This is a genomic window from Acidaminococcus hominis (assembly GCF_900291475.1).
Taxonomy (GTDB): domain Bacteria; phylum Bacillota; class Negativicutes; order Acidaminococcales; family Acidaminococcaceae; genus Acidaminococcus; species Acidaminococcus hominis.
Window position 1 is genome coordinate 271,854 of record NZ_OLMM01000003.1, and the last position, 20,469, is coordinate 292,322.

19 protein-coding genes are annotated in these 20,469 nt (G+C 49.9%); 7 read left to right on the forward strand and 12 right to left on the reverse strand.

Annotated elements, in window-relative coordinates; all coding sequences use genetic code 11:
* Nucleotides 1-97: 97 nt before the first annotated feature.
* Nucleotides 98-895, forward strand: coding sequence for a transglycosylase domain-containing protein (locus C7E10_RS03405; protein ID WP_105325947.1), 798 nt, complete (start codon nucleotides 98-100; stop codon nucleotides 893-895).
* Nucleotides 896-1,490: 595 nt separating this feature from the next.
* Here the strand turns inward: C7E10_RS03405 and C7E10_RS03410 are convergent.
* From C7E10_RS03410 to C7E10_RS03440, 7 genes are all read right to left on the reverse strand, one after another.
* Nucleotides 1,491-2,390: an AraC family transcriptional regulator gene (locus C7E10_RS03410; RefSeq protein ID WP_105325948.1), complete on the reverse strand. Its 900-nt coding sequence runs from the start codon at nucleotides 2,388-2,390 to the stop codon at nucleotides 1,491-1,493.
* Nucleotides 2,391-2,526: 136 nt separating this feature from the next.
* Nucleotides 2,527-3,954, reverse strand: coding sequence for an FN3 associated domain-containing protein (locus C7E10_RS03415; protein WP_105325949.1), 1,428 nt, complete (start codon nucleotides 3,952-3,954; stop codon nucleotides 2,527-2,529).
* A 3-nt stretch (nucleotides 3,955-3,957) separates the two neighbouring features.
* Nucleotides 3,958-4,539 carry a nuclear transport factor 2 family protein gene (locus tag C7E10_RS03420; protein ID WP_199614653.1) on the reverse strand — a complete coding sequence of 194 codons (582 nt, stop codon included), beginning with the start codon at nucleotides 4,537-4,539 and terminating at the stop codon, nucleotides 3,958-3,960.
* A 12-nt stretch (nucleotides 4,540-4,551) separates the two neighbouring features.
* Entirely contained in the window at nucleotides 4,552-5,526 is a 975-nt protein-coding gene (locus C7E10_RS03425; RefSeq protein WP_105325950.1) for an alpha/beta hydrolase, read from the reverse strand.
* 267 nt (nucleotides 5,527-5,793) lie between these two features.
* Nucleotides 5,794-6,540, reverse strand: a complete 747-nt coding sequence (gene yaaA / locus C7E10_RS03430; RefSeq protein WP_105325951.1) for a peroxide stress protein YaaA — start codon at nucleotides 6,538-6,540, stop codon at nucleotides 5,794-5,796.
* Complete coding sequence (gene bcp, locus C7E10_RS03435) at nucleotides 6,540-6,992, reverse strand: thioredoxin-dependent thiol peroxidase (RefSeq protein ID WP_105325952.1); 453 nt, start codon at nucleotides 6,990-6,992, stop codon at nucleotides 6,540-6,542. Before bcp ends, yaaA begins: the two co-directional genes overlap by 1 nt.
* 20 nt (nucleotides 6,993-7,012) lie before the next feature.
* Nucleotides 7,013-8,461, reverse strand: coding sequence for a phosphoglucose isomerase-related protein (locus tag C7E10_RS03440; RefSeq protein ID WP_105325953.1), 1,449 nt, complete (start codon nucleotides 8,459-8,461; stop codon nucleotides 7,013-7,015).
* A gap of 175 nt (nucleotides 8,462-8,636) precedes the next feature.
* Here C7E10_RS03440 and C7E10_RS03445 point away from each other — a divergent pair, with 175 nt between their 5' ends.
* Entirely contained in the window at nucleotides 8,637-9,629 is a 993-nt protein-coding gene (locus tag C7E10_RS03445; protein ID WP_105325981.1) for a helix-turn-helix transcriptional regulator, read from the forward strand.
* A gap of 214 nt (nucleotides 9,630-9,843) precedes the next feature.
* On the opposite strand, the gene hxsC is transcribed toward C7E10_RS03445, so the two are convergent.
* Complete coding sequence (hxsC, locus tag C7E10_RS03450; RefSeq protein WP_105325954.1) at nucleotides 9,844-10,746, reverse strand: His-Xaa-Ser system radical SAM maturase HxsC; 903 nt, start codon at nucleotides 10,744-10,746, stop codon at nucleotides 9,844-9,846.
* A gap of 104 nt (nucleotides 10,747-10,850) precedes the next feature.
* Here hxsC and C7E10_RS12190 point away from each other — a divergent pair, with 104 nt between their 5' ends.
* Nucleotides 10,851-11,219 (forward strand): transposase, encoded by a 369-nt coding sequence (locus C7E10_RS12190; RefSeq protein WP_105325519.1) that lies wholly within the window; start codon nucleotides 10,851-10,853, stop codon nucleotides 11,217-11,219.
* Nucleotides 11,170-12,048 (forward strand): IS3 family transposase, encoded by an 879-nt coding sequence (locus C7E10_RS03455; protein WP_200820168.1) that lies wholly within the window; start codon nucleotides 11,170-11,172, stop codon nucleotides 12,046-12,048. Before C7E10_RS12190 ends, C7E10_RS03455 begins: the two co-directional genes overlap by 50 nt.
* Before the next feature lie 5 nt (nucleotides 12,049-12,053).
* On the opposite strand, the gene C7E10_RS03460 is transcribed toward C7E10_RS03455, so the two are convergent.
* The 4 genes from C7E10_RS03460 to C7E10_RS03475 form a co-directional block, all read right to left on the reverse strand.
* Nucleotides 12,054-12,371, reverse strand: coding sequence for a type I-C CRISPR-associated protein Cas8c/Csd1 (locus tag C7E10_RS03460; RefSeq protein WP_105325955.1), 318 nt, complete (start codon nucleotides 12,369-12,371; stop codon nucleotides 12,054-12,056).
* Nucleotides 12,368-13,021: a type I-C CRISPR-associated protein Cas5c gene (gene cas5c / locus C7E10_RS03465; protein WP_105325956.1), complete on the reverse strand. Its 654-nt coding sequence runs from the start codon at nucleotides 13,019-13,021 to the stop codon at nucleotides 12,368-12,370. Before cas5c ends, C7E10_RS03460 begins: the two co-directional genes overlap by 4 nt.
* Before the next feature lie 31 nt (nucleotides 13,022-13,052).
* Complete coding sequence (locus tag C7E10_RS03470) at nucleotides 13,053-15,230, reverse strand: CRISPR-associated helicase/endonuclease Cas3 (RefSeq protein ID WP_105325957.1); 2,178 nt, start codon at nucleotides 15,228-15,230, stop codon at nucleotides 13,053-13,055.
* Between the two features lie 420 nt (nucleotides 15,231-15,650).
* On the reverse strand, nucleotides 15,651-16,109 hold the full coding sequence (locus tag C7E10_RS03475) for a tetratricopeptide repeat protein (protein ID WP_105325958.1): 459 nt from the start codon (nucleotides 16,107-16,109) through the stop codon (nucleotides 15,651-15,653).
* Between the two features lie 263 nt (nucleotides 16,110-16,372).
* On the opposite strand from C7E10_RS03475, the gene C7E10_RS03480 reads away from it, so the two are divergent.
* The 3 genes from C7E10_RS03480 (at nucleotide 16,373) to C7E10_RS03490 (ending at nucleotide 20,286) form a co-directional block, all read left to right on the forward strand.
* Nucleotides 16,373-17,164 (forward strand): tRNA lysidine(34) synthetase, encoded by a 792-nt coding sequence (locus C7E10_RS03480; RefSeq protein ID WP_105325959.1) that lies wholly within the window; start codon nucleotides 16,373-16,375, stop codon nucleotides 17,162-17,164.
* Nucleotides 17,165-17,224: 60 nt separating this feature from the next.
* Nucleotides 17,225-18,610 (forward strand): NCS2 family permease, encoded by a 1,386-nt coding sequence (locus C7E10_RS03485; protein ID WP_105325960.1) that lies wholly within the window; start codon nucleotides 17,225-17,227, stop codon nucleotides 18,608-18,610.
* Between the two features lie 329 nt (nucleotides 18,611-18,939).
* Complete coding sequence (locus C7E10_RS03490) at nucleotides 18,940-20,286, forward strand: ISL3 family transposase (protein ID WP_146109042.1); 1,347 nt, start codon at nucleotides 18,940-18,942, stop codon at nucleotides 20,284-20,286.
* Nucleotides 20,287-20,469 lie beyond the last annotated feature (183 nt).

A 20,469-nucleotide genomic window follows, 5' to 3' on the forward strand; every position in this document is an offset into this window, starting at 1 on the left:
AATAAGTTCAGAGAAAATTGTTATAATAGGAAAGAACAAGCGTTTTTTCTATTTTTTTGCAAAATCCGGCCCTGCGCCCTACCTAACAGGAGGTCTTATGCGGAAACTGCTTTATCTTCTCATTCTGCTCTCAGCTGCACTCTGCTACTATCTTACCCGCCCTGTGGTGCATACGGGGGCCGGCCCTGCCCCGGTGCCCGCCTACGCTGCTGCCGCGGCGGCCCAGGAGGACCCGCTCACCCGGCTGCTGCCGGGAATCGACGTGCCCCGGCCCCTGCGCCTGGTGTACCGGGCCTGGCACCTGAAGGAAATCACCCGGAGCCGGATCCCGGCGGAAGACTGGGTCCCCTTAAAACGGATGTCCCCCTGGCTGCCCAAAGCCCTGGTGTCCGTGGAAGACAAACGGTTCTACTCCCACCACGGCATTGACCCGGACGGCATTTTCCGGGCCATCCTGATGAATATCCAGGCAGACGAGGTAGTAGAAGGCGGCAGCACCATCACCCAGCAGGTGGTGAAAAACAACCTGCTCACCTCAGAACAGTCCCTGGAACGGAAAATCCTGGAAGCAGGACTGGCGCTGGTGGTGGAAATCCACTACAGCAAGGACGAAATCCTGGAAATGTACCTGAATACCACCTTCCTGGGCGCAGGCGCCACCGGCGTGCAGCAGGCCAGCGAAACCTACTATGGCCTGGAGCCCAGCCAGCTTTCCCTGTCCGAGGCCGCTGCCCTGGCCGGCCTCCCCTACGCCCCCTCGGCCCTGAACCCCTTTGACAACCCGGAAGGCTGCCGGGAGCGGCGGAACCTGGTACTGGAACGGATGAACGAACAGGGCATGATTACCGAAGGAGAAATGCGGGAAGCCCAGCGGCAGGGGCTGCATTTGCGGTGATTTGAAATGAAACTTCTATCGGCGCCTTGTGGCTCCACTTCCTACAGTGGTTCGCTGCAAGCCAGAGTGGTTCGCGGCTCGCTGCGCAACTTCACCCTGCGGGTTTGCTTTGCAGGCCGCTATCACATGGGTCGCGTATTCCAAATATCTTTTGGGTAATTTATGACGATATTTGGACGCGACCACAACGTTTGCAGAAAGCATTCTATTCCGCTACTTGTCAAGTAATAAAGTCAGGTAGTGCAGATATTTGCAAACTATGTTGCTTTGCTATACCCGTTTAGTACATGACTCGTAGTGGTCTAAGACTGGCCCCTTCAAGAGTTGCGCTCACATCCAAGAGCATGTCAGTTTATCAAAATGCTCTTGGCTAATGTGAGCCATGTGATAGCAGCCCAAGAAGCAAGCCCGCAGGGCGCGGCTGATTGGAGCGCTGCGAACCACTAAGGGGCTGGCAGTCCGTAGGACTGACTGAGGACGTTTATTAGATACTGTTATAAAAAGTAAAAAAACGGCTGGCGAACTTTTTCTGTTCTCGCAAGCCGTTTTTTCTTTCGGGGATAAGTATTATTTCACACCCTCTATTTTCTTTTCTTCAACTATACTCTTCCAGCAACCGTTTGCTGTCCTCTTTGGGAGGATAGCCAAACATCCGGGCATATTCCCGGCTGAATTGGGAAGGGCTTTCGTAGCCCACCCGGAAGGCCACATCGGCAGCTTCCGCCGTTCCTTTTAACAGCAGCAGCCGGGCTTCCTGAAGCCGCAGCTTCTTTTGGAATTGCAGGGGGCTCATGGCGGTAACTTCCTTGAACTGCCGGTGCACGGTGGGCACACTGACCCTGGCTTTTTGCGCCAGTTCCTCCACCCGGATGGTTTCGTTATAATGCGCAATAATATACTGAACAATTTCCTGCATCTGATAGGCCTTGCTGTCCTTCAGGGCAAATTGCCGCAGACTGGCTCCCTGGGGGCCCAGCAGCAGGTAATAAAGGATTTCTCTGGTATAAAGCGGCGCCAGCACCGGAATATTTTCCGGGGTATCCACCAGACGTACCAACCTTGCCATAGCATCCATCAAAGGCAGTTCCAAAGGACTCACATAAATGGCCCGGTCCTGCTTCTTTTGGGGCTTCTCCCCAGGAACCGCCGGCAGCAGCTCCACCAGCTGGTCCAAAGTAAATTCCAACTTCAGGGAAATATACGGCTCTTCCCGGGTGGCTTCCAGAATCTGCCCTGTCACCGGCAGTCCCACTGCGGAAACCAGGTAGTCCGAAGGGCCATACTGAAAGCGTTCCTCGGCCAGGCCGATTTCTTTTCGCCCCTGAAGAATGATGCAAAGGGAAGGCTTTTGGAATAGGGCCTCCGGTTCCGTGGTGACATACTGCCGCACAAAATACAGGGAAGGGACCGCCGTTTGGATCCAGCTGTTCTCCTTTACCTGGCGTTCCACAATGCCAGCCAGTTCTTTTCGATATGCAGCCAGTTTGTCTTCCATACGCTCTCTCCCTTCTGCCGGCAGGCCTTTTCTGCCCAGCCCAACCGGTCTTCTCCGCCATATTGTAGCAGTTCTTCCCCGGCCCCGGCAAGTCCGGCTGGGTCCTTGTCCAGCGCCTGGAGCTGATTGCCGCTGCTTATAATTTCGGATAAACTCTGGTCTTAGGCCCCAGATAGCCTTTGATGATTTTTGGAGGATTTTCCAGGGCATCTTTTGCGTGGAGATATTTGGGGTTAATGGCCACACTGTTGGGATCCACCCGGTAGTCCCCATAGCCAAACATGGTGGTGGAACCATAGGTGGATTCCGGCGGTCTGATAGAGGGCACCAGAGCGCTTTCACCTCTGTCCAGGGCATCCTTCACAGTAGCAATGAGATTATCCAAATACTTGATGTCCAGCGGCAGGGGATTGTGGCCGGTGAAAATACGTTTTGCCCGTCCGTTCAACTTGTGCTTCAGGTCCACCAGGGCCGTGTAATACCGGTCCATGGAGCATTCCAGCCCCACGTCGTCCAACAGTCCGGAGTTGGGGCCGAGGGGGTCGTTGCTGCCCAGGGAATCGGAGGAGTACAGGTCCCCTGTCTTTGCGTCCAGCAGCACCAGGCTTCCCACCGTATGGCCGGGAACAGCGTAGGCTGTCAGCACCGTATTGCCCAGGTCGAATTTGTCTCCCTCTTGAGGATCCAGGGTACCTTGGGGAATGTTGTCCCCAAACCAGCTCAGGTCCTTGTGGGGCACATACACCTTGATATGTTTATCCAGGAAGTTTTGGGTCTGGGCAGCATGGTCTGCGTGCCCATGGAGGGAAATCACGTCAAAGGGCAGTCCCCCGTCCAGCTTTTGAATCAGGGAATACAAATCCCCCTTGGCGTCCAGGCCGCTGTCAATGAGCAGAGCCCGCTGGGAGCCCACCACCAGGAACATATTGACCCGGGCGTAATCTGAGATTCGAATCAGGGCAGGGGTATCAGGGGCCGCTTCCCGGAGTACCTCATAGCTGAAGTACCCAGGCTGGTGCACCACAAAATTATACCTGAGGGTGGCCACGTCACTGGGAGCCGCACCCTTGGAAAAGGCAATGGCCTTGACCACTACGGTCTTCTCCGTCCCGGGTTTCTGGCTGGCCCCGGCGCCGAATTCCAAAATGGGGATGGCACCCTTGGCAGGGTCAAACACCGGACTGTCCTGGGTGGGCTTCGTACCGTCCAGGGTATAATGGATCTCCGCCCCTGGGGTGGCGGACCCTAGCCGGATATGGCTGTAGCTGATTTCGTAGGTGCCCGGCATAGGATACGCCCCGGGCTGGGCGGTTTTGGCCTGGCTGGTCCGAACGGGCAGAGCAACACCAGAAAGGGCGCGCTGACCGGTCCCAGCGGTACTGGGGCTCCCGTTCTCCTTTGCCAGAAGGGCCTGGACAAGCGCGGCCTGCCCAGCCCCCACCGTCTGCGCTGCCGGCTGTGCAGCCGCGGCCAGAGCTACAGGCACGTCACCGAGCTGGCCAAAAAAGCCAAAGGCTGCTGCAAAACCGGCAGCCACAATTCCTGCCTGCATTGCCTTTCGCATGCTTTACCCCTCCTGTTTCGTCAGCGGCAAATCGCCGTATTCCGTCCAGACAAAATCGGCCATCCTTTTCTTGATCAGCCATTTGCCGTCCTGTTTTACGTAGGTATCGTGGTAGCGGGTACCCCCGGAACGTTTCACCTGTCTGCCGTTTTGGGTGCTGATCAGCACCACGTAGCAATAGCTGGTGCCCGTTGCCGTATTGCCCTTGATATCCACCACCTGCTGGCCGTTGATGTGGTATACCACGTCCTGGGTTTTCAGGAAATCATCAAAGGCTTTGCCAATGTTCTCCCGGCCGGTCAGTGAGGTCATCAGTTTCCCATCGGAATAATTCTCCACCACCGCATCCTTTGTAAAAAGGGCTTCCTGGGCAATGCCATTTTTCTCATCGGCTAGGATGGAAAAGGTGTCCACCAGTTCCTTTAGGGCCAGCTTGTCCGCCAGGACGCTGGTGGCTTCCCTATTAGAGGTTGCACCCGCCTGTACCGCCGCCGCTTCCACTGCCGGCATAGGAGCCGGCTGTCCAAAAAGTACCAGGAGGGCTGCCAGTCCTGCTGCGGCCCCCAGCTTCGTCATTTTTCTCATAGGAATTCCTCCTTATTTTTTGTTTTTCAAATTTTTATCCAGAAAAGCCAGAATCACCTGCTCCACTTCTGGCTGGGCCCAATAATGGTCCGCATGCCCCGCGCCCTCTACCACATAACGCTGGGCGGGAATGCCTTTTTCCTGCAAAGCGTTGTAGAGCAGTTCGGTTTGACTGGGTGAAACCACCTGGTCCTTGTCCCCATGGAGCAGCAAAAACGGTGCCGTTTTGGGTGAAATATACGTTACCGGATTGGCGGCTTTCACCGTGCTTGGAGTAGCCTGGACGCTGCCGCCCCCTTTGTCCGAAAAGGAAGTGCCGTTGATAAACAACGCCTGAAGTGCGGCCGGGGATGCGTGGCGCTGCTGTTCCTCCTTGGAGAAATCCGCAGCTACCTTGCTAAGGTCCGAAAGCCCATAGATATCAATGGCGGCCTGCACGTCACTGCTTTGGTCCAGATTGTCCCCCTGGTCAAAGGCCTTGTACCCGTTGGAGGTGCCCACCATAGCGGCCAGGTAGCCGCCAGCGGACTCACCCATGACCGCCATACGATTGGGATCAATATTAAAGTCCCGGGCATGGGCCCGAAGATACCGGAGGGCCGCCTTCACGTCCACCACTGGGTCAGGAAACATCCCATTGGGAATCACCCGGTACTCTACACTGGCCACAAAATACCCGTGCTCTGCCAGATGCACCCGCTGCTGCAAATAATTTTCTTTGGGCGAAGCCGTGAACCCCCCGCCGGTAACAAACACCACCGCCGGCAGCTTTTCCTTGCTTTCCGGCTGCAAAATATCCATTTTCAAAAAGCTCTTGGGCCAATCAAAATACTGGGCATACGTAATATCCGAAATGGCCCGGACCTGCGGCCGGGTGAGACTGAATTTCAAGTGCTGGCTGGGAGCCGCTGCTTCCCCAGGCACCATTAGGCCCGTAAGGCCCGTCAGCAGGACTGCCAGGATATAAAACAACCTTTTTCTCAGCATTTCGCCGCTCCTTTCGTTTCCATTTGGCTATCTATTGCATCAAGGGGACAAAGGAGAAAAGCCCCACCCCCTTGTTGTTTTTCCAGCTTTCCCTACTGTTATTATGGACCTTTGAGACGCCCTGCCGGTAGACCATTTCTCTCACTGCTCTTGCCTATTCCTATCATTTTTAAAAAATTGGAACTGCCTGCAGCCCTGCTTCCTTTTTCCATCCCATAAAAAACGACCTGCCAGCTCTTCTTGAGTTGGCAAGTCGTTTTTTGCTTTTTATTTCTTCAAAAACACCCATTCTTCCGGGGTAGACCGGGCTGCGTCATACTGGTAGCCGCCGCTGCCGTGGAACTGCTGCAGCACTTCCGGGTCGTCCGAGCCTTCCTGGGCCAGGTACCGGACCATTTCCCCCCGGGCAATTTTCACGTAGACGCCTTTTTGGACGATTTTCTCCCCTGCCAGCTCCCCAAAGGTGCAGGTAATCAGCTGGTCCTGGGGCGTCAGATGCGGGGTAATGGCTTTGCTGTATTCTTTGGAGGCCAGGTTCACCACAATCCGGCTTTCGTCCAGCAGGGCCTTGTACAGCTTGTCCCCCCAAAAGGCGTACAGGTTTTTGGTGCCCGCCACCTGGGCTTTGGCCTGCATTTCCAGCCGGTAGGGCACCACCCCGTCCAGGGGCCGCAGGAGCCCGTAAAAGCCGGACAGAATCCGCAGGTGCCTGCTGATATAGGCCAGCTCCTGATCCGCAAAGACCACCGGCGCCATGTACTGGTACTGGATGCCCTGGTAGGCCAACAGGGCCGGAGAACGGAAAGTTTCCCGGTCCATAGCAAGAAGCCGCTCATGGTTCAGCTGGGCAATTTCGTCATTGCAGCCCCAAAGCCGGGTCTGCTGCTCCAGCGTCAGAGCCTGCAAATAGTCCTTCACCTGCCGGGCTTCCCTGAGGAAGGCGGGCTGGCTCAGGGGCAGAGTATTCTCCCGGTCTTCCTGCATTTTTTTCGCCGGGGAGATGATGATGCGCATTACAGTTCGGCCAGCATCTGGGCCGGGTTATCACCGGGTTTCACCTTGTCCAGGGCCCGGGTAATGATGCCGTTTTCGTCAATGAGATAGGTGGAGCGCACCACACCCATGGAAACCTTGCCGTACAGTTTCTTTTCCTTCCACACGTCGTAGGCCTGGATCACCGTCTTTTCCGGGTCCGACAGCAGGGTAAAGGGCAGGTTGTATTTCTCCTGGAACTTTTTGTGGGAGGCCACGCTGTCCTTGCTGACCCCCAGCACCACGGCGCCCTTTTCGGTAAACTGGGGATACAGCTCCCCAAAGCCGCTGGCCTGACGGCTGCACCCCGGCGTATTGTCCTTGGGATAAAAATACAGCACCACTTTTTGGCCCCGATACTCTTTCAGAGAATGCATTTGTCCGTCCTGGTCCGGCAGGGTAAAATCCGGAGCCTGGGTTCCAACTTCCAGCATAGCTATCCCTCCTTGGGTTCTTAGGCGTTGTCCGCCATTTTATTGCGCATAATGCGCTTGTAGATTTCCACGCCTGGCTGATCGTAGGCGTCCACATCGGCCAGTTCCCCTTCGTAGGCGATGCTCAGCATCAGGAAGAAGAACAGCTGGCCCAGAAAATATTCGTTCATGTAAGGCAGATTGTAGCGGGCACTGAGCCGGTGGTCACCGGCCAGGGCTTCCTCGTTGGCTTCCAGGGCAATCTGCAGGGCCCGGCCCACGTCCATTCCCTCGTACCGCTGGTAGCCATCGATTTCCGGGAAGGAGTTGTGGATGAACACCTTGTTTTTCATATCGTTGATGAACAGGAATTGGACCACCTTGTCCCGGCGGCCGTCCTGGTGGAGCTGGGTCTGGGCGTGCATATCCGTGGTGCCAATGGCCACCACCGGCGTGCGGCCGTAGAACACCGGGTTCCCCTTCCGGTCCAGACGCTTGCCCAGGGATTCTGCCAAAAGCTGCACATACCATTCCCCCAGGGCCTTCAGCCGCATGGCGTAGGGCATCATAATTTCAATATGGCAGCCGTGGAACTGGGCCGCAGCATATTTCAGCACCGCATTATAGAAGGCCGGGTTTTCCTGGGGCTTTTCGCTTTGGCACCATTGGTCCATATCCCGGGCCCCCTGGAGAAGTTCTTCCAGGTGCATGCCCAGTACCGCAGCCACAATCAGTCCCGGGGTGGACAGCACGCTGAAGCGGCCGCCAATGCCCACCGGCACGTCGAAAATCGGCCAGCCGTACTTCCGGGCCAGACGGTTGAGCGGCCCCTGTTCCAGGGTCTTGTCCGTGACCACCGCCACCCCCATGCGGAACAAGGTCCGCTGCTTTTCCAGGGTATCATAGAAATACAGGAAGGCCGTGGTGGGTTCCAGGGTGGTGCCGGATTTGGAAATGGGCACCAAAAGCACCTGCAAAGGCCGGCGCTCGCCATTGCGTACCTGCTGGGCCTGAAGGAGCAGCTGGTTCATCACAGAATCCAGGTCCTCTGCGTCCAGGTTGTTGCCGCTAAAGAAAATCCGGGGCATCCGCAGCCCGTCTTCCCGGGCCCAGTATTCACTGGTGAAGCAGTCGTAGAGCACCTTGCCCCCCAGGTAGGAGCCCCCTACCCCGCAGAAGACCACCGCATCGTACTTGCTGCGTACCTTCTGGCCAAAGTCCGTCAGCTCCTGGAGCAGCTCCTGGGTATTGGGGTAGCCTTTTTGGAGATAGGGCAGCCGGGTAAAATACACCGGTTCCGGGGTACCGTCCTTGGACAGATGGTGCACCGCCTGCCCGGTTTCCCGGATCAGCCGCAGGCCCTGGGCTGCCGCCGTGATTTTATTTTGTAATTGGTCCAGTTCTTTGTCCGTCACCTGCTCTGGTCCCAGCATATTGGTGAAATCCAGGCAAAAGCCGGAAGGCAGGGTGATGCTTTTTCGTAGTTCCATAGTGGTTCGCTCCATCTCTCTGGAAAAATACTTTGCTATATTTATAATGATACCATGTTCTTACTCTATGGGCAAAAATTTCCTCATGAATCCCGGAAAAATAAAAAAAATGGATACCCGTTTTGGCCAAAATATGGTATGCTTTTTTCAGATATTTAAACAGGAGGCAGCGATTATGACCAAGGGCGTTAACCAAAAGCTCAAACTTCTTCTTTTATATCAATATTTCACCCAGGAAACAGATGCCGACCATGGGGTAACCCTGGCAGACATTACTGCATTTTTGGCCAAACAGGAAATCCATGTGGACCGGAAGACCCTGTACCAGGATTTCGAAGAGCTCCGGGCCTTTGGTCTTGATATTGCAGCCAGCAAGGAAGGCATCCGCTACACCTACCGGCTGATCAATCCCCAATTTGAACTGCCGGAACTGAAAATGCTCATCGACTCTGTCCAATCGGCCAAGTTCATTTCCGATACCAAGTCCAAGGAACTCATTGCCAAGCTGGAACGGCTGGCCAGCAAGCCCATGGCCAGAAACCTGCGGCGCCAGGTACTGATTACCGGGCGGACCAAAACCATCAACCGCAGCGTCTACTATACCATCGACCGGCTGCACCAGGCCATCAACAGCGGAGTCCAGGTTTCCTTCCATTATATGAAATGGAACATCCACAAAACCCTGGTGGCCCGTAACCACGGCCGCCGCTTCCTGGTCAGCCCCTGGGCCATGGTCTTAAACGACGACAACTACTACCTGGTGGCCTACGAACCCATCGACGACTGCATCAAACACTACCGGGTGGACAAGATCAAGGACCTGGTCCAGCTGGAAGAACCCCGGGAAGGCCAGGAAGAATTTGAGAAATTGGACCTGGCCCGCTACGCAAATATGCATTTTGGCATGTTCAACGGAGAAACCGTGAAGGTTGACCTGCGGGCCAAAAACGGCCTGGTAGGCGTACTCATCGACCGGTTTGGCCAGGACGTAATGATTATCCCCGATGGACCGGATCACGTAACGACCACCGTAGAAGTGGCCGTCAGTCCCCAATTCCTGGGCTGGATTACAGCCCTGAAGGACGGCGTAGTCATCACCGGACCGGAAAAAGTCCGGGACGAAATGCGGGAGCTGGGCCGGCTGCTGCTGCATCTGTATCGGGACTAAATAAGTAAAATTGAAATCTCCTGCTCAAGATCATACAGATTTTGGGCAGGAGATTTCAATTTTGTGAATTGCTCCACGGTCTAGCGCCGGTTCTTTCCCCTGATTTTTTGTTGTACTCAGGAAGAAGAATAAGAACAACTTTCAAATATAATAGACGAAAAGACTATAATTGCGTTTACTTCAAGTAGAATCCTTGGTATATATTGTACTTATCTTAAATTGCATGTATTCCATCTGGAATTTTTTTTGAACTAGTAAAAATTCCGTTACATTCATCTCTCATAGTACATGATTGACATTCAGGAATAAAGCCTTGTTTCCACTGAGATATACTAAAAGTACTATATTTTCTTATTTCGTAAGGTAATAGGCATAAAGGAAGATTGTAAATTGATACAGGTATATCCCGATAATCCAATATTTTGGTTGCTTCAATTAATTCTTGCATATATGATTTTGGTTCGATCCATACATCCTCTATATTGTCGTATGCTCTTCCACACACTTCCATCCCCATTAATGCCACATGCACAGCCATTGGTAAATTCCACCCAATAAAATTTGCCAATTCAGTTAAATTAAACACATTTTTACTAGTGAGGACGATTCTAATTTCTATAGGAACTCTAAATGCAGATAAATTATATATTCCGTTTATAGTTTCTCTAAAAGCACCTGATACCCCTACGATTCTATCATGTACTTCTGGAATAGAAGAATACAATGGAATCGCATATACAGTATTAAAAGGAGCCCTATCTATAAAACTTTGGGTAAAAGACTTATTATTAAATTTTCTCCCATTGGTCAAAATAATTGGTTCTACATAGGTGTATCTTTTCAAGGTCTCCATAATTTCAAATATCTTAATTCCTACAGTAGGTTCCCCACCAGAAATACATATTTCTCTCAAGCTTTTTTTAGGAATGCATGATAAAATTTCAAGGACCTCATCGGAGTAATCAAGCGGGGTTTGAGGTTGTGGGCACATAATACATTGAGAATTACATGCTTCAGTTACAAACAGTACATTTTGTGTCGAACTAGCATTAAATACACGTTTCACTGTACCATCAGGGCATAATTTTAATATATCTCCATCATTAATATCCAACATTCCTTCTTCCGGTAAATTATAGATAATTTATAATGGAACTATGAATTAAGACAACTTCGAAACTATTTCTTAATGTGAATCTCGTGGTATACTGGAGGCGATCAATGAAAAAGGAGATAATCATCATGTCACGCACGCGCCGTCATTTCACGTCGAAATTCAAATCCGATCTCGTCATCGAGCTGCTCAAGGGTGAGAAAGACCTCAACACGCTGGCGGCTGAGAACGAAATCCTGCCGAACCTCTTGCGGAACTGGAAGAACGAGTTTCTCAGCAAGGCAAGCATCATATTCGATGATTCCAGAGAGGACAACCTCAATCAAAAACTCGAGACCGAGCGGAAGGAGAAAGCCTCCTATGCCCGCAAAGTTGGCCAACTCACCATGCAGGTGGATTGGTTGAAAAAAAAATCTGAGGAAATTCTTGGACCGGACTACGAGAAACAGTATTCTCCAAAACCTTTCGAGGAGTGAGTGCAAGGAGCTTTCCCTTCGGAAAGCAGCAAAGCTGCTCGGCGTCAACCGCACAAGCCAATACTACCACCCCAAAGAGAACACTCCATCAGATGAAGAGCTGGAATGCAAGCGCATCATCGATCGTTTCCACACGGACAATCCTGCCTGGGGCGCAAGGCAGCTGGCCTCGCAGCTGCAGCGCCTCGGGCATCAGGCCGGACGACGCAAGACAGCTCGCTATATGCGCGAGATGGGCATCGACGTCATCTATCCGAAGATGAACCTTTCCAAGCGGCAGCAACAAGCGCAGGTGATGCCCTACCTGCTGAAGCATGTGGATATTCAGCAGCCTAACCAGGCATGGTCCATCGACATCACCTACATTCCCCTGGAGCACGGTTTCGTTTATCTGACAGCCATCATCGACTGGTACAGCCGCTGCATTGTTGGCTGGGAGGTGGACGATACCCTGGACACCCGGATGGTCATTGCCGCCGTAAGGAAGGCGCTCCGTATAGCAAAGCCGCAGATTCTCAACTCCGACCAAGGATGCCAGTTCACCAGCAAGGAGTACAAGGCTTTCCTCAAGGAACACAAGATCCGCCAGAGCATGGATGGCAAGAGCCGCTGGGCCGACAACATCAAGATTGAGCGGTGGTTCCGGACATTCAAGTATGAGGAAGCCTATCTCACGCAGTACCGCAACATCCGGGAGGCTCGCAAGGCCATCCGCAACTACATCAACGTGTATAACTTCCAGCGCTGCCACTCAGCCATCGGGAACGTCCCGCCAGCAGAGCGCTACTTCCCGGCACTGCTGCTCAATGCTGCAATGTCTGCTGCCTGATACATTTAGAAATTCATCGATTTTGGTCTTGACAAACGTGCCACTATACCTTTTTCATATCCCAATAAATATCCGGCATTATCGCATAAAAAATGTGCTTTCTTTTGCGTTCCTGATCTATGTTCAGGTTCAGGTACTAATAGAAACTTTTTTAAGCTTTTACCATCACTTGTTTCCGCCAAAATTGATTGAAGCTGGATTAATTTACCATCTTCATTCAATACTACTTGATAAGATATAGGCAATTTACTCCAGCCAGGCTTACCTACAAGGCCATCCCTAATCAAAGAATCGTAATAATCTGTCAGGGCTTGTAAGATCATTGATGCACCTCACAATTCCGCAAATCCAGGATGCCATCTTTTAATTCTGCCTTGAAAAACATTGGCGTAATTTGTTCTGGATTGCTATAGTCCATATCATACAGCATATAGCCTAGGGATTGGGTATACGGATAGGGTATCAATACTTCTTCATCCTCTACCAAGCGGAAACAAGCAGGAAATTCTCTGGTTCCAAAGTAAGGTTGATGGTAACATTGTCCCTTTCGTGCCCGACGGGTAAGCATTTCGCGAAATTTCCCAGGATTATCACCTGCAGCGGCCTTATCAGTCATCTCAAAATGGAGAGTGATGCAGTAGCGTACATCTTTTAAAACAGTAGAGGCTCTCTGCATGATATCCTGCCTTGTAACAATCATAATAGGTTTACCTTTTTTAGCATTTGCCTTTACTGAACTTGCACTTAACTTATGCATAAGTTCATTCCGGCGGATGTTGGTGAATTTAATGGGATTGAGTACATCAATTTCATCAATCACATACCGCAATCCTGGATGCCAATAGATGGCCTCTACCAAGCCGCGCGCTGCTGACGGGGTCATTACATCATAGGAAACTCGCTCAGCCTTCATCTCCGGCCGGGTAAAGCAGGCATACGGCCCCCAGCATTCAATCTTCACTCCATAATTCATCCTATCACCTCATTTTGTTCAAATTGCAGCATTACCAACATATTCCCATCCCCTCCTCATGATGGTAATGAAAGCCCATTTTCTCATCATAGACTTTTTCCAGATTTGTCAGTATCGCCAAATTTTCGTCTAGTTCAATTGCATAACCATCATTAATCAATTGTTCATATAAACCTTTAGTATGAAAAAAAGCACCAGAATATACGTTAACACTGTATTTTGCTGCCTTTCTCATCAATTCTCTATTGCGCACACCTAATCGTAGTTGATTTGCAATCACTTCTGCGTTTTCGTCAAGAGGGATAAACACTGTTTTGGTGTGATCCTCAATCAAATGAAAATCTTTGGCGATTTGCGCAAATGACAGTCTGTTGGATTTCTCCAAAATCTTTTTTTCATCCAGGATAACCTCCTTAGCCTGATAAAGATGTTTAAAATAATATTCAATGGCATTAGGAGAAGATATTTCATCTGGTATAAAAGCTTTAGTCAATTGCGTACACTGTCGTTCTTGTTTTAGAAATCGACTTTTTTGACTTTCCTCTGTTTGGAAAATATGGACAATACTTTCTTCTAAAGGATGCTTTCCTTCCCGATTACAGCGCCCACCACCTTGAATGAGAGAATCAATTCCGGTTTCTTCAATATATACAACCGGAAAATCAATATCCACTCCTACTGAAATAATGCTTGTAGAAATAACTCGACAGGTTTCACCAGCCTTAAGGCGTCTTTTCATTTCTTCAATGACTTTATGCCGATGAATTGGGCATAAATCTGTAGATAAATACCAGCAGTTATCCTGATCAGCTACAGCAGCATAAACCTTTTGAGCTTCGGCCTTTGTCAGACATACACACAAGGCTTGCTTGCTACGAGAGATTTGTTCTCCAATAGTTTCGTAGGTCTGCAGACCATCATCCTGGAACTTTGTTCTTTTAAAGAATTTGTACATTTCCGAGATATTGTCCATGATTTCCTTAGGGCGTTCTGCAAAGAAATCATCCAAAGCCGGCTGGGTAGCACTGCACAGAACCTCAGTACATTGAAAGTCTTTTGCCAAACATTCCATTGCTTGAGTAACCGCCTTTAGAAAATTTGTTGGAAGCATTTGGGCTTCATCATAAATTATGACACTGTTTGCCACATTGTGAAGCTTGCGGCAACGAGAAGTTTTATTTGCAAACAAAGATTCGAAGAATTGTACATTAGTAGTCACAATTATCGGAGCATCCCAATTTTCTGCTGCCAAACGTTTTTGCAGCATATCTTCATTAGTATCATCATAGTCTACCTGGCTGTGGTGTTCTAAAACATTTTGATTTCCTAAAAAAGATTTTAGAACATATGATGTTTGCTCAATAATAGAAGTATATGGAATTACGTAAATAATACGCTCTTTTCCATATTTTTTAGCTTGTTCTAAAGCAAATGCAAAACTAGAAATTGTTTTGCCACCCCCAGTGGGGACAGTCAGGGAATACATTCCAGGGGGCTCTTTTCCCATAGCAATACAGCGTTTCAGGATTTCGCAGCGTTTCTCGTTCAATGCGTTCTTGGCAGATAAATACCCTTTCTCTTGAAGTTTGTCAAAAAAAGCAGCGTGTAATTCGGGAATAGAAGCAAATTTCCCTCGTTCTTGTTGATGGGGATTCATATATCTTTCTGTATCCAGGAAATCTGCATCCACCAAACTGGAAAAAAGCATTCTCATCCTCATGGTATTTACAATACTATTCTGGCTGCGCAGAAGTTCCATCGGTATTCCCAATTTTTCAGGTTTTCCCAATTCATTCATATACGCACCATAATCTGGAATACGTTTTTTCATTCTTCCGCAGAAGCTGCTTTCTTCTCCTGTATCAAGCTTACTTCCCATATCTGGCAAACCTGCGTGATGTCCCGCAATACACATTGCCTCATACACACTATTCATTTCTCGATTTCTGAACAAGAGTTGTGCTCCAGCAGAAGAATGGTCTACTCCGCCTTTCATCAAACCTCGAATATATTCCTGAAATTCTTTGGAATATTTACCCACATCATGATATTTTCCGCACTGATAAGCCATTTGCTTCATTTCAGGACCTGTTGCAAATGATTCAGCTAATTCTGCAACGTGGATTAAATGATCTATCAGCTGCTGTGGAGCATCCTGTCCTTCACCATTTAAGTGTGCAATGTACTGAGAATCCTCTAGATTTTCCATAGGCCCTCCTTTATGATTTACTTTTCATAAGGAAAGATTGAGGTAGAAAATACTTATTATATAAATTCTCCATATCCTCTAATTTTCCTTCTTTCTGCCTAGAAATATTTCAGAGATTTCAAAAACACCAAGTCGAATCGTTTACTCACAAAATTCTTTATTAAAAAAATTGTGGTACATTGCGCAGGTTTTATTCAATTCTTGACTTCTCTTTTATTCTATCACAAACCATGTACAAAAATAATCCCACTTGAAATTCTTTTTCTTGAATTTCAAGTAAATGATTAAAAATGAACATTTTAATCATTTTAGGTTTGCTTTTCTTGAGGGAAACAAGCAGCAATAATTCTTATGCAGTTAACTGCTTTCTTTTTCCAGCAACTCTCCCCTACAGAAGACAACGTTTTCCCCTCCCCTTCCCTATTCCTTATTTTCTTCTTCTCCTTCCATCGTTCCTTCTGCAAGGATACGGATGGCTTCTGGGTTTCCCAGCTCTGCGGCTTTGGCATAATATGCCCGGGCTTTTTTCTGGTTTGCGGGGGTAGGTTCCTGGGCGGCGTACAGGTCGCCTAGATAGAGCAGGGCTTCGGTATTGTCCTGCTTGGCGGCTTTTTCGAACCAGGGCAGAGCCTGGTCTTCTGCTTCTAACAGTACCAGCAGGGCGCCCAGTTCCACCATTGCATCTATGCTGCCCAGCTGGGCGGCCTGGTAAAACAGTTCCAAAGCGCTGTCCGCATCGTCTCCGGCGCCAAAGGCGTAGTATTTGCCCAATAGGACCAGGGCGTGGGTACTGCCTGCTGCGATTTGCTGCTCCAGGGTTTCTTGCTGCAAGGGGTTCAGTTTTTTGCCGGCAAGGATTGTTTCTTCAATTTCCATCATATATATCTCCTGTTTTAGGCACGCTGCTGGGTGCCGGGTATTTGGGGTATTCGTTTCCAGTGTAGCGGACTTGGGCTCCGGCGTCAATTGTTTCGTCCCAGAACTTGTTATTTTTCGTGAAATTCCTGCAATTATGGTTATCTTCCCACTCAGGCGGCTTCTTTTTGGGGAAGCCGGGAAAACTCGGAAAAAATGTGAAGGTTCTATGTTCTTTGGGGAAAAATTTGCTATAATATAAGGTATTCTTTACGAAGGAGGCTGCTATGTCCAAGAAACCTTACGTGCCCGCAGAGATGCTGACCAAGCTGTGGCGGGCGATGATTGAATTTGACATGATCCAGGAGGGGGACAAGATTCTCATTGGTCTTTCCGGCGGCAAGGACAGCCAGTTTATGACGGCTGCGCTGGCTGAGGCCCGGAAGCACAGTCCTCGCCATTTCGATTTATACGCCTATACGGTGGACGGAATGTTCGCCCCGGATTTTCCCAAAAAGGAACTGGAGGACTTCTGTGCTAAGTACGGCATCGAACATTATTCCGACCAGGTGAATGTGGAGGAGGTCTGGGGTCACCGGGGCAATACGCCCTGCTTCTCCTGTGCCTATTTCCGCCGGGCGGCTACCAACCGGAAGGCCAAGGAACTGGGCTGCAATAAGGTGGCGCTGGCCCATCACAATGATGATGCGGTGGAAACGCTGCTGCTCAATCTGTTCAATTCCGGGCAGCTGAAGACGTTCATGCCCTCCACCTATCTGACCAAATCGGGGATTACCGTAATCCGTCCGCTGCTGTTCTACCGGGAGTCGGAGATTATTGCCAACGGCAAGGAAATCGGGCTGGTGCCCCTGAAGAATCCCTGTCCCTACGATGGCAAGACCCAGCGCCAGGAGATGAAGGAAATGGTGGTCCGGCTGGAAGAATCGGTGCCCCATCTGTACGATCATCTGGCCGCCGCGCTGCGCCGCAGTGAGCAGGAAGAACTGTGGCCGGAGAAGCTGAGTCAGCAGGCCATGCTGGGGCGCTTCCGGGATTTCTGGAAAAAAGAACAGGGCTGACCTGGCTCTTTTATATATAGATTATTATTCCCATGAGGGGGAAGAAAAGAGGAGCTTTGTATGGAACAATTTCTTGAACGGGTCTTCCATCTCAAGGAAGCCCACACCACCGCCCGGACGGAAATCGTCGCCGGGATTACTACCTTTATGACCATGGCCTACATTCTCATTGTCAACCCGCTGATTCTCAGCAGCACGGGCATGGATAAAGGGGCTCTGCTGACGGTTACGGCCATTGCGTCCGCCGTTGGTACCATTTTCATGGCCATCTTTGCCAACTATCCGTTTGCTCTGGCCCCCGGCATGGGGCTCAACGCCTACTTTGCCTACACGGTGGTGCAGCAGATGGGCTATCCCTGGCAAATGGCTTTGGCCGCGGTTTTCGTGGAAGGTGTCATTTTCATTCTGCTGACCCTGACCAGTGTCCGGGAAGCGATTTTCAACACCATTCCTCTGACCCTGAAGCAGGCCATTTCCGTAGGTATTGGTTTGTTCATCGCCTTCATCGGTCTTTTGAACGCCCGGATCATCGTCGCCAACCCGGCCACGAAGGTTTCTCTGTATTCCTTTACCAAGGCCATGTCCGACGGCACGTTCCACAGTGTGGGGATTACCGTTCTCCTGGCCATGCTGGGCATTATGTTTACTGCTATTTTGATTATTAAAAACGTGAAGGGCAACATCCTGTTTGGGATTCTGGGCACCTGGATTGCCGGCATGCTGTGCGAAGCCGTGGGCCTGTACGTACCGGATCCCAAGCTGGGCACCTTCAGCGTATTCCCCAATTTTTCCGGCGGGCTGTCTTCCTTCCTGCCCATCAGCCCGGCGCCTCTCTTTATGCAGATGGACTTTAGCCGGGTGTTCTCCCTGGACTTCTTTGTGGTTATCTTCGCGTTCCTGTTTGTGGACCTGTTTGATACCCTGGGCACCATCATTGGCGTAGCCACCAAGAGCAATATGCTGGACGAAAACAACAAGCTGCCCCATATCAAGGGGGCTCTGCTGGCTGATGCTGTGGCCACCTGCGTAGGTGCTGTCATGGGTACCAGCACTGTAACCACGTTCGTAGAAAGTGCTGCCGGGGTTTCCGAAGGCGGCCGGACCGGGCTGACGGCGGTTACCGTTGCCGTGCTGTTCCTGCTGTCCCTGTTCCTGTCCCCGTTCTTTATGGCCATTCCTTCCTTTGCCACTGCTCCGGCTTTGGTAATTGTAGGGTTCCTGATGTTCAGCTCCATTATCGGCATCGACTTCAATGATCTCAGTGAAGCCATTCCGGCCTACATTGCCATCATTGCCATGCCCTTCTGCTACAGCATTTCCGAAGGTATCTCCTTTGGTACCATCAGCTATGTAGCCATGAACCTGCTCACCGGCAAGGCTCACAAGGTCAGCCCTCTTATGGGGGTATTGGCGGTACTGTTTGTGCTGAAGTATTTTATGTTGTAAAAAGTTGCTATAACAAGAAAAGTCAGGCTCTTCTCTGCAATGCAGAGAGGAGCCTGACTTTTTGGTTGTGCGGTTAATGAACATTATAGACGTGGTGCCGGGTATCCACTCTCTATCCGTTTTTAATATCAGTGCGGTCGGCAGGGGCTAGTGCTAGTGCCGGGATTTGAGAAGCAACTACAGAAAATTTGCCCGTGGGCAAATTTTAGGCTCATCACGGAAAATTGGGGGATACGAAATCTAAGACAGAATTTAAAAACTGAAAAAAGGTATTGAAAAAGAGCACGGGATGCTCCATTCTAAGTAATAGCGACAAAACTACGAAAGGAATGATCCACGTGCTCTCAACCTCAAGTATAGCAAATTTATGCAAAAACATACAGGACAATTTTAATATTCCTACGAGTATTGCTTCTCTTTTTGAAGAGATCATAGATGTAAATAGTACCCGGCCTACAGCCGACGTTGTATGCCCTTGCTGCGGCGGTAAGGTCCATGTCCATGACAACCCTGTAACTACACTTAAAGACATGCCCTGGATACCCGGAAAGCCACGGATTCTTCGTGTGAGATTCCACCGCTACCGGTGCCAAAAATGCGGGCATACCTTCAATGAAAACATAACCTTTAAGTATCCTGGAACCAGAGTCACTTCTCGTGCCGCTTTATGGATCAAGATTTTGCTTATGCATCAAATGACGATTAAAGCAGTCAGCGATTTGACCGGTATCCATTGGGGAACAGTTTCTAAAATCCATAAGGAAATTATGGACGAGGCTCTCAAAACGCGAAGCGAGGAACTTCGCAAAAGTGGCTACCGTCCTAAGCATCTTGCCGTTGATGAGTTTGCAATGCACAAAGGCCATACTTACGCAACCTGTGTTATGGACCTTGATATGGGGGACATCCTCTGGGTTGGTGCGGGACGCTCTATAGCTGCCTTTACAAAGTTTTTTGAAGAGACAGACCTGGAGTATTTGTCTGAAGTAGAAGCTGTCGCAATGGACATGAACGCATCGTTCAACACCCTGGTAGAAAAGTATCTGCCTCATGCGGCAATAGTATACGACCGCTACCATATGCAAGCCCAGCATGGACGAGATGTGCTGGGAGCCGTAAGGCTGGAGGAAGCAAGACAGCACAAAGAGAAAGCCGATAACCTAAAGCTTGGGATTACAGAGAATATTGCTGAAGAGCAGGCAACAAAAGCAGAGGATTCAATTAAAGAGGAGAATCGGCTTTACAAGGAAGTAAAACAAGCTCGCTGGACGCTGCTTTGCAAGGAAGAAACACTAAGCGATAAAAAGGCAGAAAATCTCAAGGAAATCCTTAAAAAACATGAAAATTTGACAGTTTGCCATACAATGAAAGAGGAACTAAGTGATCTATTCGAGCTTAGAAACCCCGATTTAGCTGCCGTAGAATGGGAAAAATGGTTTAAAGGAGCCGAGGAGAGCAACATACCGCAGCTGCAAAAGTTTGCCCGCTTAAAGCGAAAACGCAAAGAGGGTTTGATTGCTCACTCAGCCCATCCGATTACCACAGGAAAGCTTAAAGGCTTCAATAACAAGATTAAGGTTGCAAAACGAATAGGGTATGGATACAAAAATGATGAATATTTTTTCACTCTGATTCGATATTCAGCATTACCATCTATACGAAACGGCACTGTCTAGAGATTGCGACAGTGGGATGTTGCTAGACATAAAAGAAGGATGGCAGAAATCTGCCATCCCACAATAAAACGTGAAGAGCCAAATTTTAGCTGCAGAAAACTCTGTGCTGGATTTTTGGTCGACGTTCTCAACAGGTGCAGTGCGGGCATCCTACTTTTGAACCCCATCCGCCGGCGAGTTCGC

Coding starts and splice junctions, on each gene's coding strand:
- C7E10_RS03475 (WP_105325958.1), bottom strand. CDS start 16,109: ATGATGGAAATTGAAGAAACAATCCTTGCCGGCAAAAAACTGAACCCC.
- C7E10_RS03445 (WP_105325981.1), top strand. CDS start 8,637: ATGACCAAGGGCGTTAACCAAAAGCTCAAACTTCTTCTTTTATATCAA.
- C7E10_RS12190 (WP_105325519.1), top strand. CDS start 10,851: ATGAAAAAGGAGATAATCATCATGTCACGCACGCGCCGTCATTTCACG.
- cas5c (WP_105325956.1), bottom strand. CDS start 13,021: ATGAATTATGGAGTGAAGATTGAATGCTGGGGGCCGTATGCCTGCTTT.
- C7E10_RS03405 (WP_105325947.1), top strand. CDS start 98: ATGCGGAAACTGCTTTATCTTCTCATTCTGCTCTCAGCTGCACTCTGC.
- C7E10_RS03470 (WP_105325957.1), bottom strand. CDS start 15,230: ATGGAAAATCTAGAGGATTCTCAGTACATTGCACACTTAAATGGTGAA.
- C7E10_RS03480 (WP_105325959.1), top strand. CDS start 16,373: ATGTCCAAGAAACCTTACGTGCCCGCAGAGATGCTGACCAAGCTGTGG.
- C7E10_RS03415 (WP_105325949.1), bottom strand. CDS start 3,954: ATGCGAAAGGCAATGCAGGCAGGAATTGTGGCTGCCGGTTTTGCAGCA.
- C7E10_RS03490 (WP_146109042.1), top strand. CDS start 18,940: ATGATCCACGTGCTCTCAACCTCAAGTATAGCAAATTTATGCAAAAAC.
- hxsC (WP_105325954.1), bottom strand. CDS start 10,746: ATGTTGGATATTAATGATGGAGATATATTAAAATTATGCCCTGATGGT.
- yaaA (WP_105325951.1), bottom strand. CDS start 6,540: ATGCGCATCATCATCTCCCCGGCGAAAAAAATGCAGGAAGACCGGGAG.
- bcp (WP_105325952.1), bottom strand. CDS start 6,992: ATGCTGGAAGTTGGAACCCAGGCTCCGGATTTTACCCTGCCGGACCAG.
- C7E10_RS03425 (WP_105325950.1), bottom strand. CDS start 5,526: ATGCTGAGAAAAAGGTTGTTTTATATCCTGGCAGTCCTGCTGACGGGC.
- C7E10_RS03410 (WP_105325948.1), bottom strand. CDS start 2,390: ATGGAAGACAAACTGGCTGCATATCGAAAAGAACTGGCTGGCATTGTG.
- C7E10_RS03420 (WP_199614653.1), bottom strand. CDS start 4,539: ATGAGAAAAATGACGAAGCTGGGGGCCGCAGCAGGACTGGCAGCCCTC.
- C7E10_RS03460 (WP_105325955.1), bottom strand. CDS start 12,371: ATGATCTTACAAGCCCTGACAGATTATTACGATTCTTTGATTAGGGAT.
- C7E10_RS03485 (WP_105325960.1), top strand. CDS start 17,225: ATGGAACAATTTCTTGAACGGGTCTTCCATCTCAAGGAAGCCCACACC.
- C7E10_RS03440 (WP_105325953.1), bottom strand. CDS start 8,461: ATGGAACTACGAAAAAGCATCACCCTGCCTTCCGGCTTTTGCCTGGAT.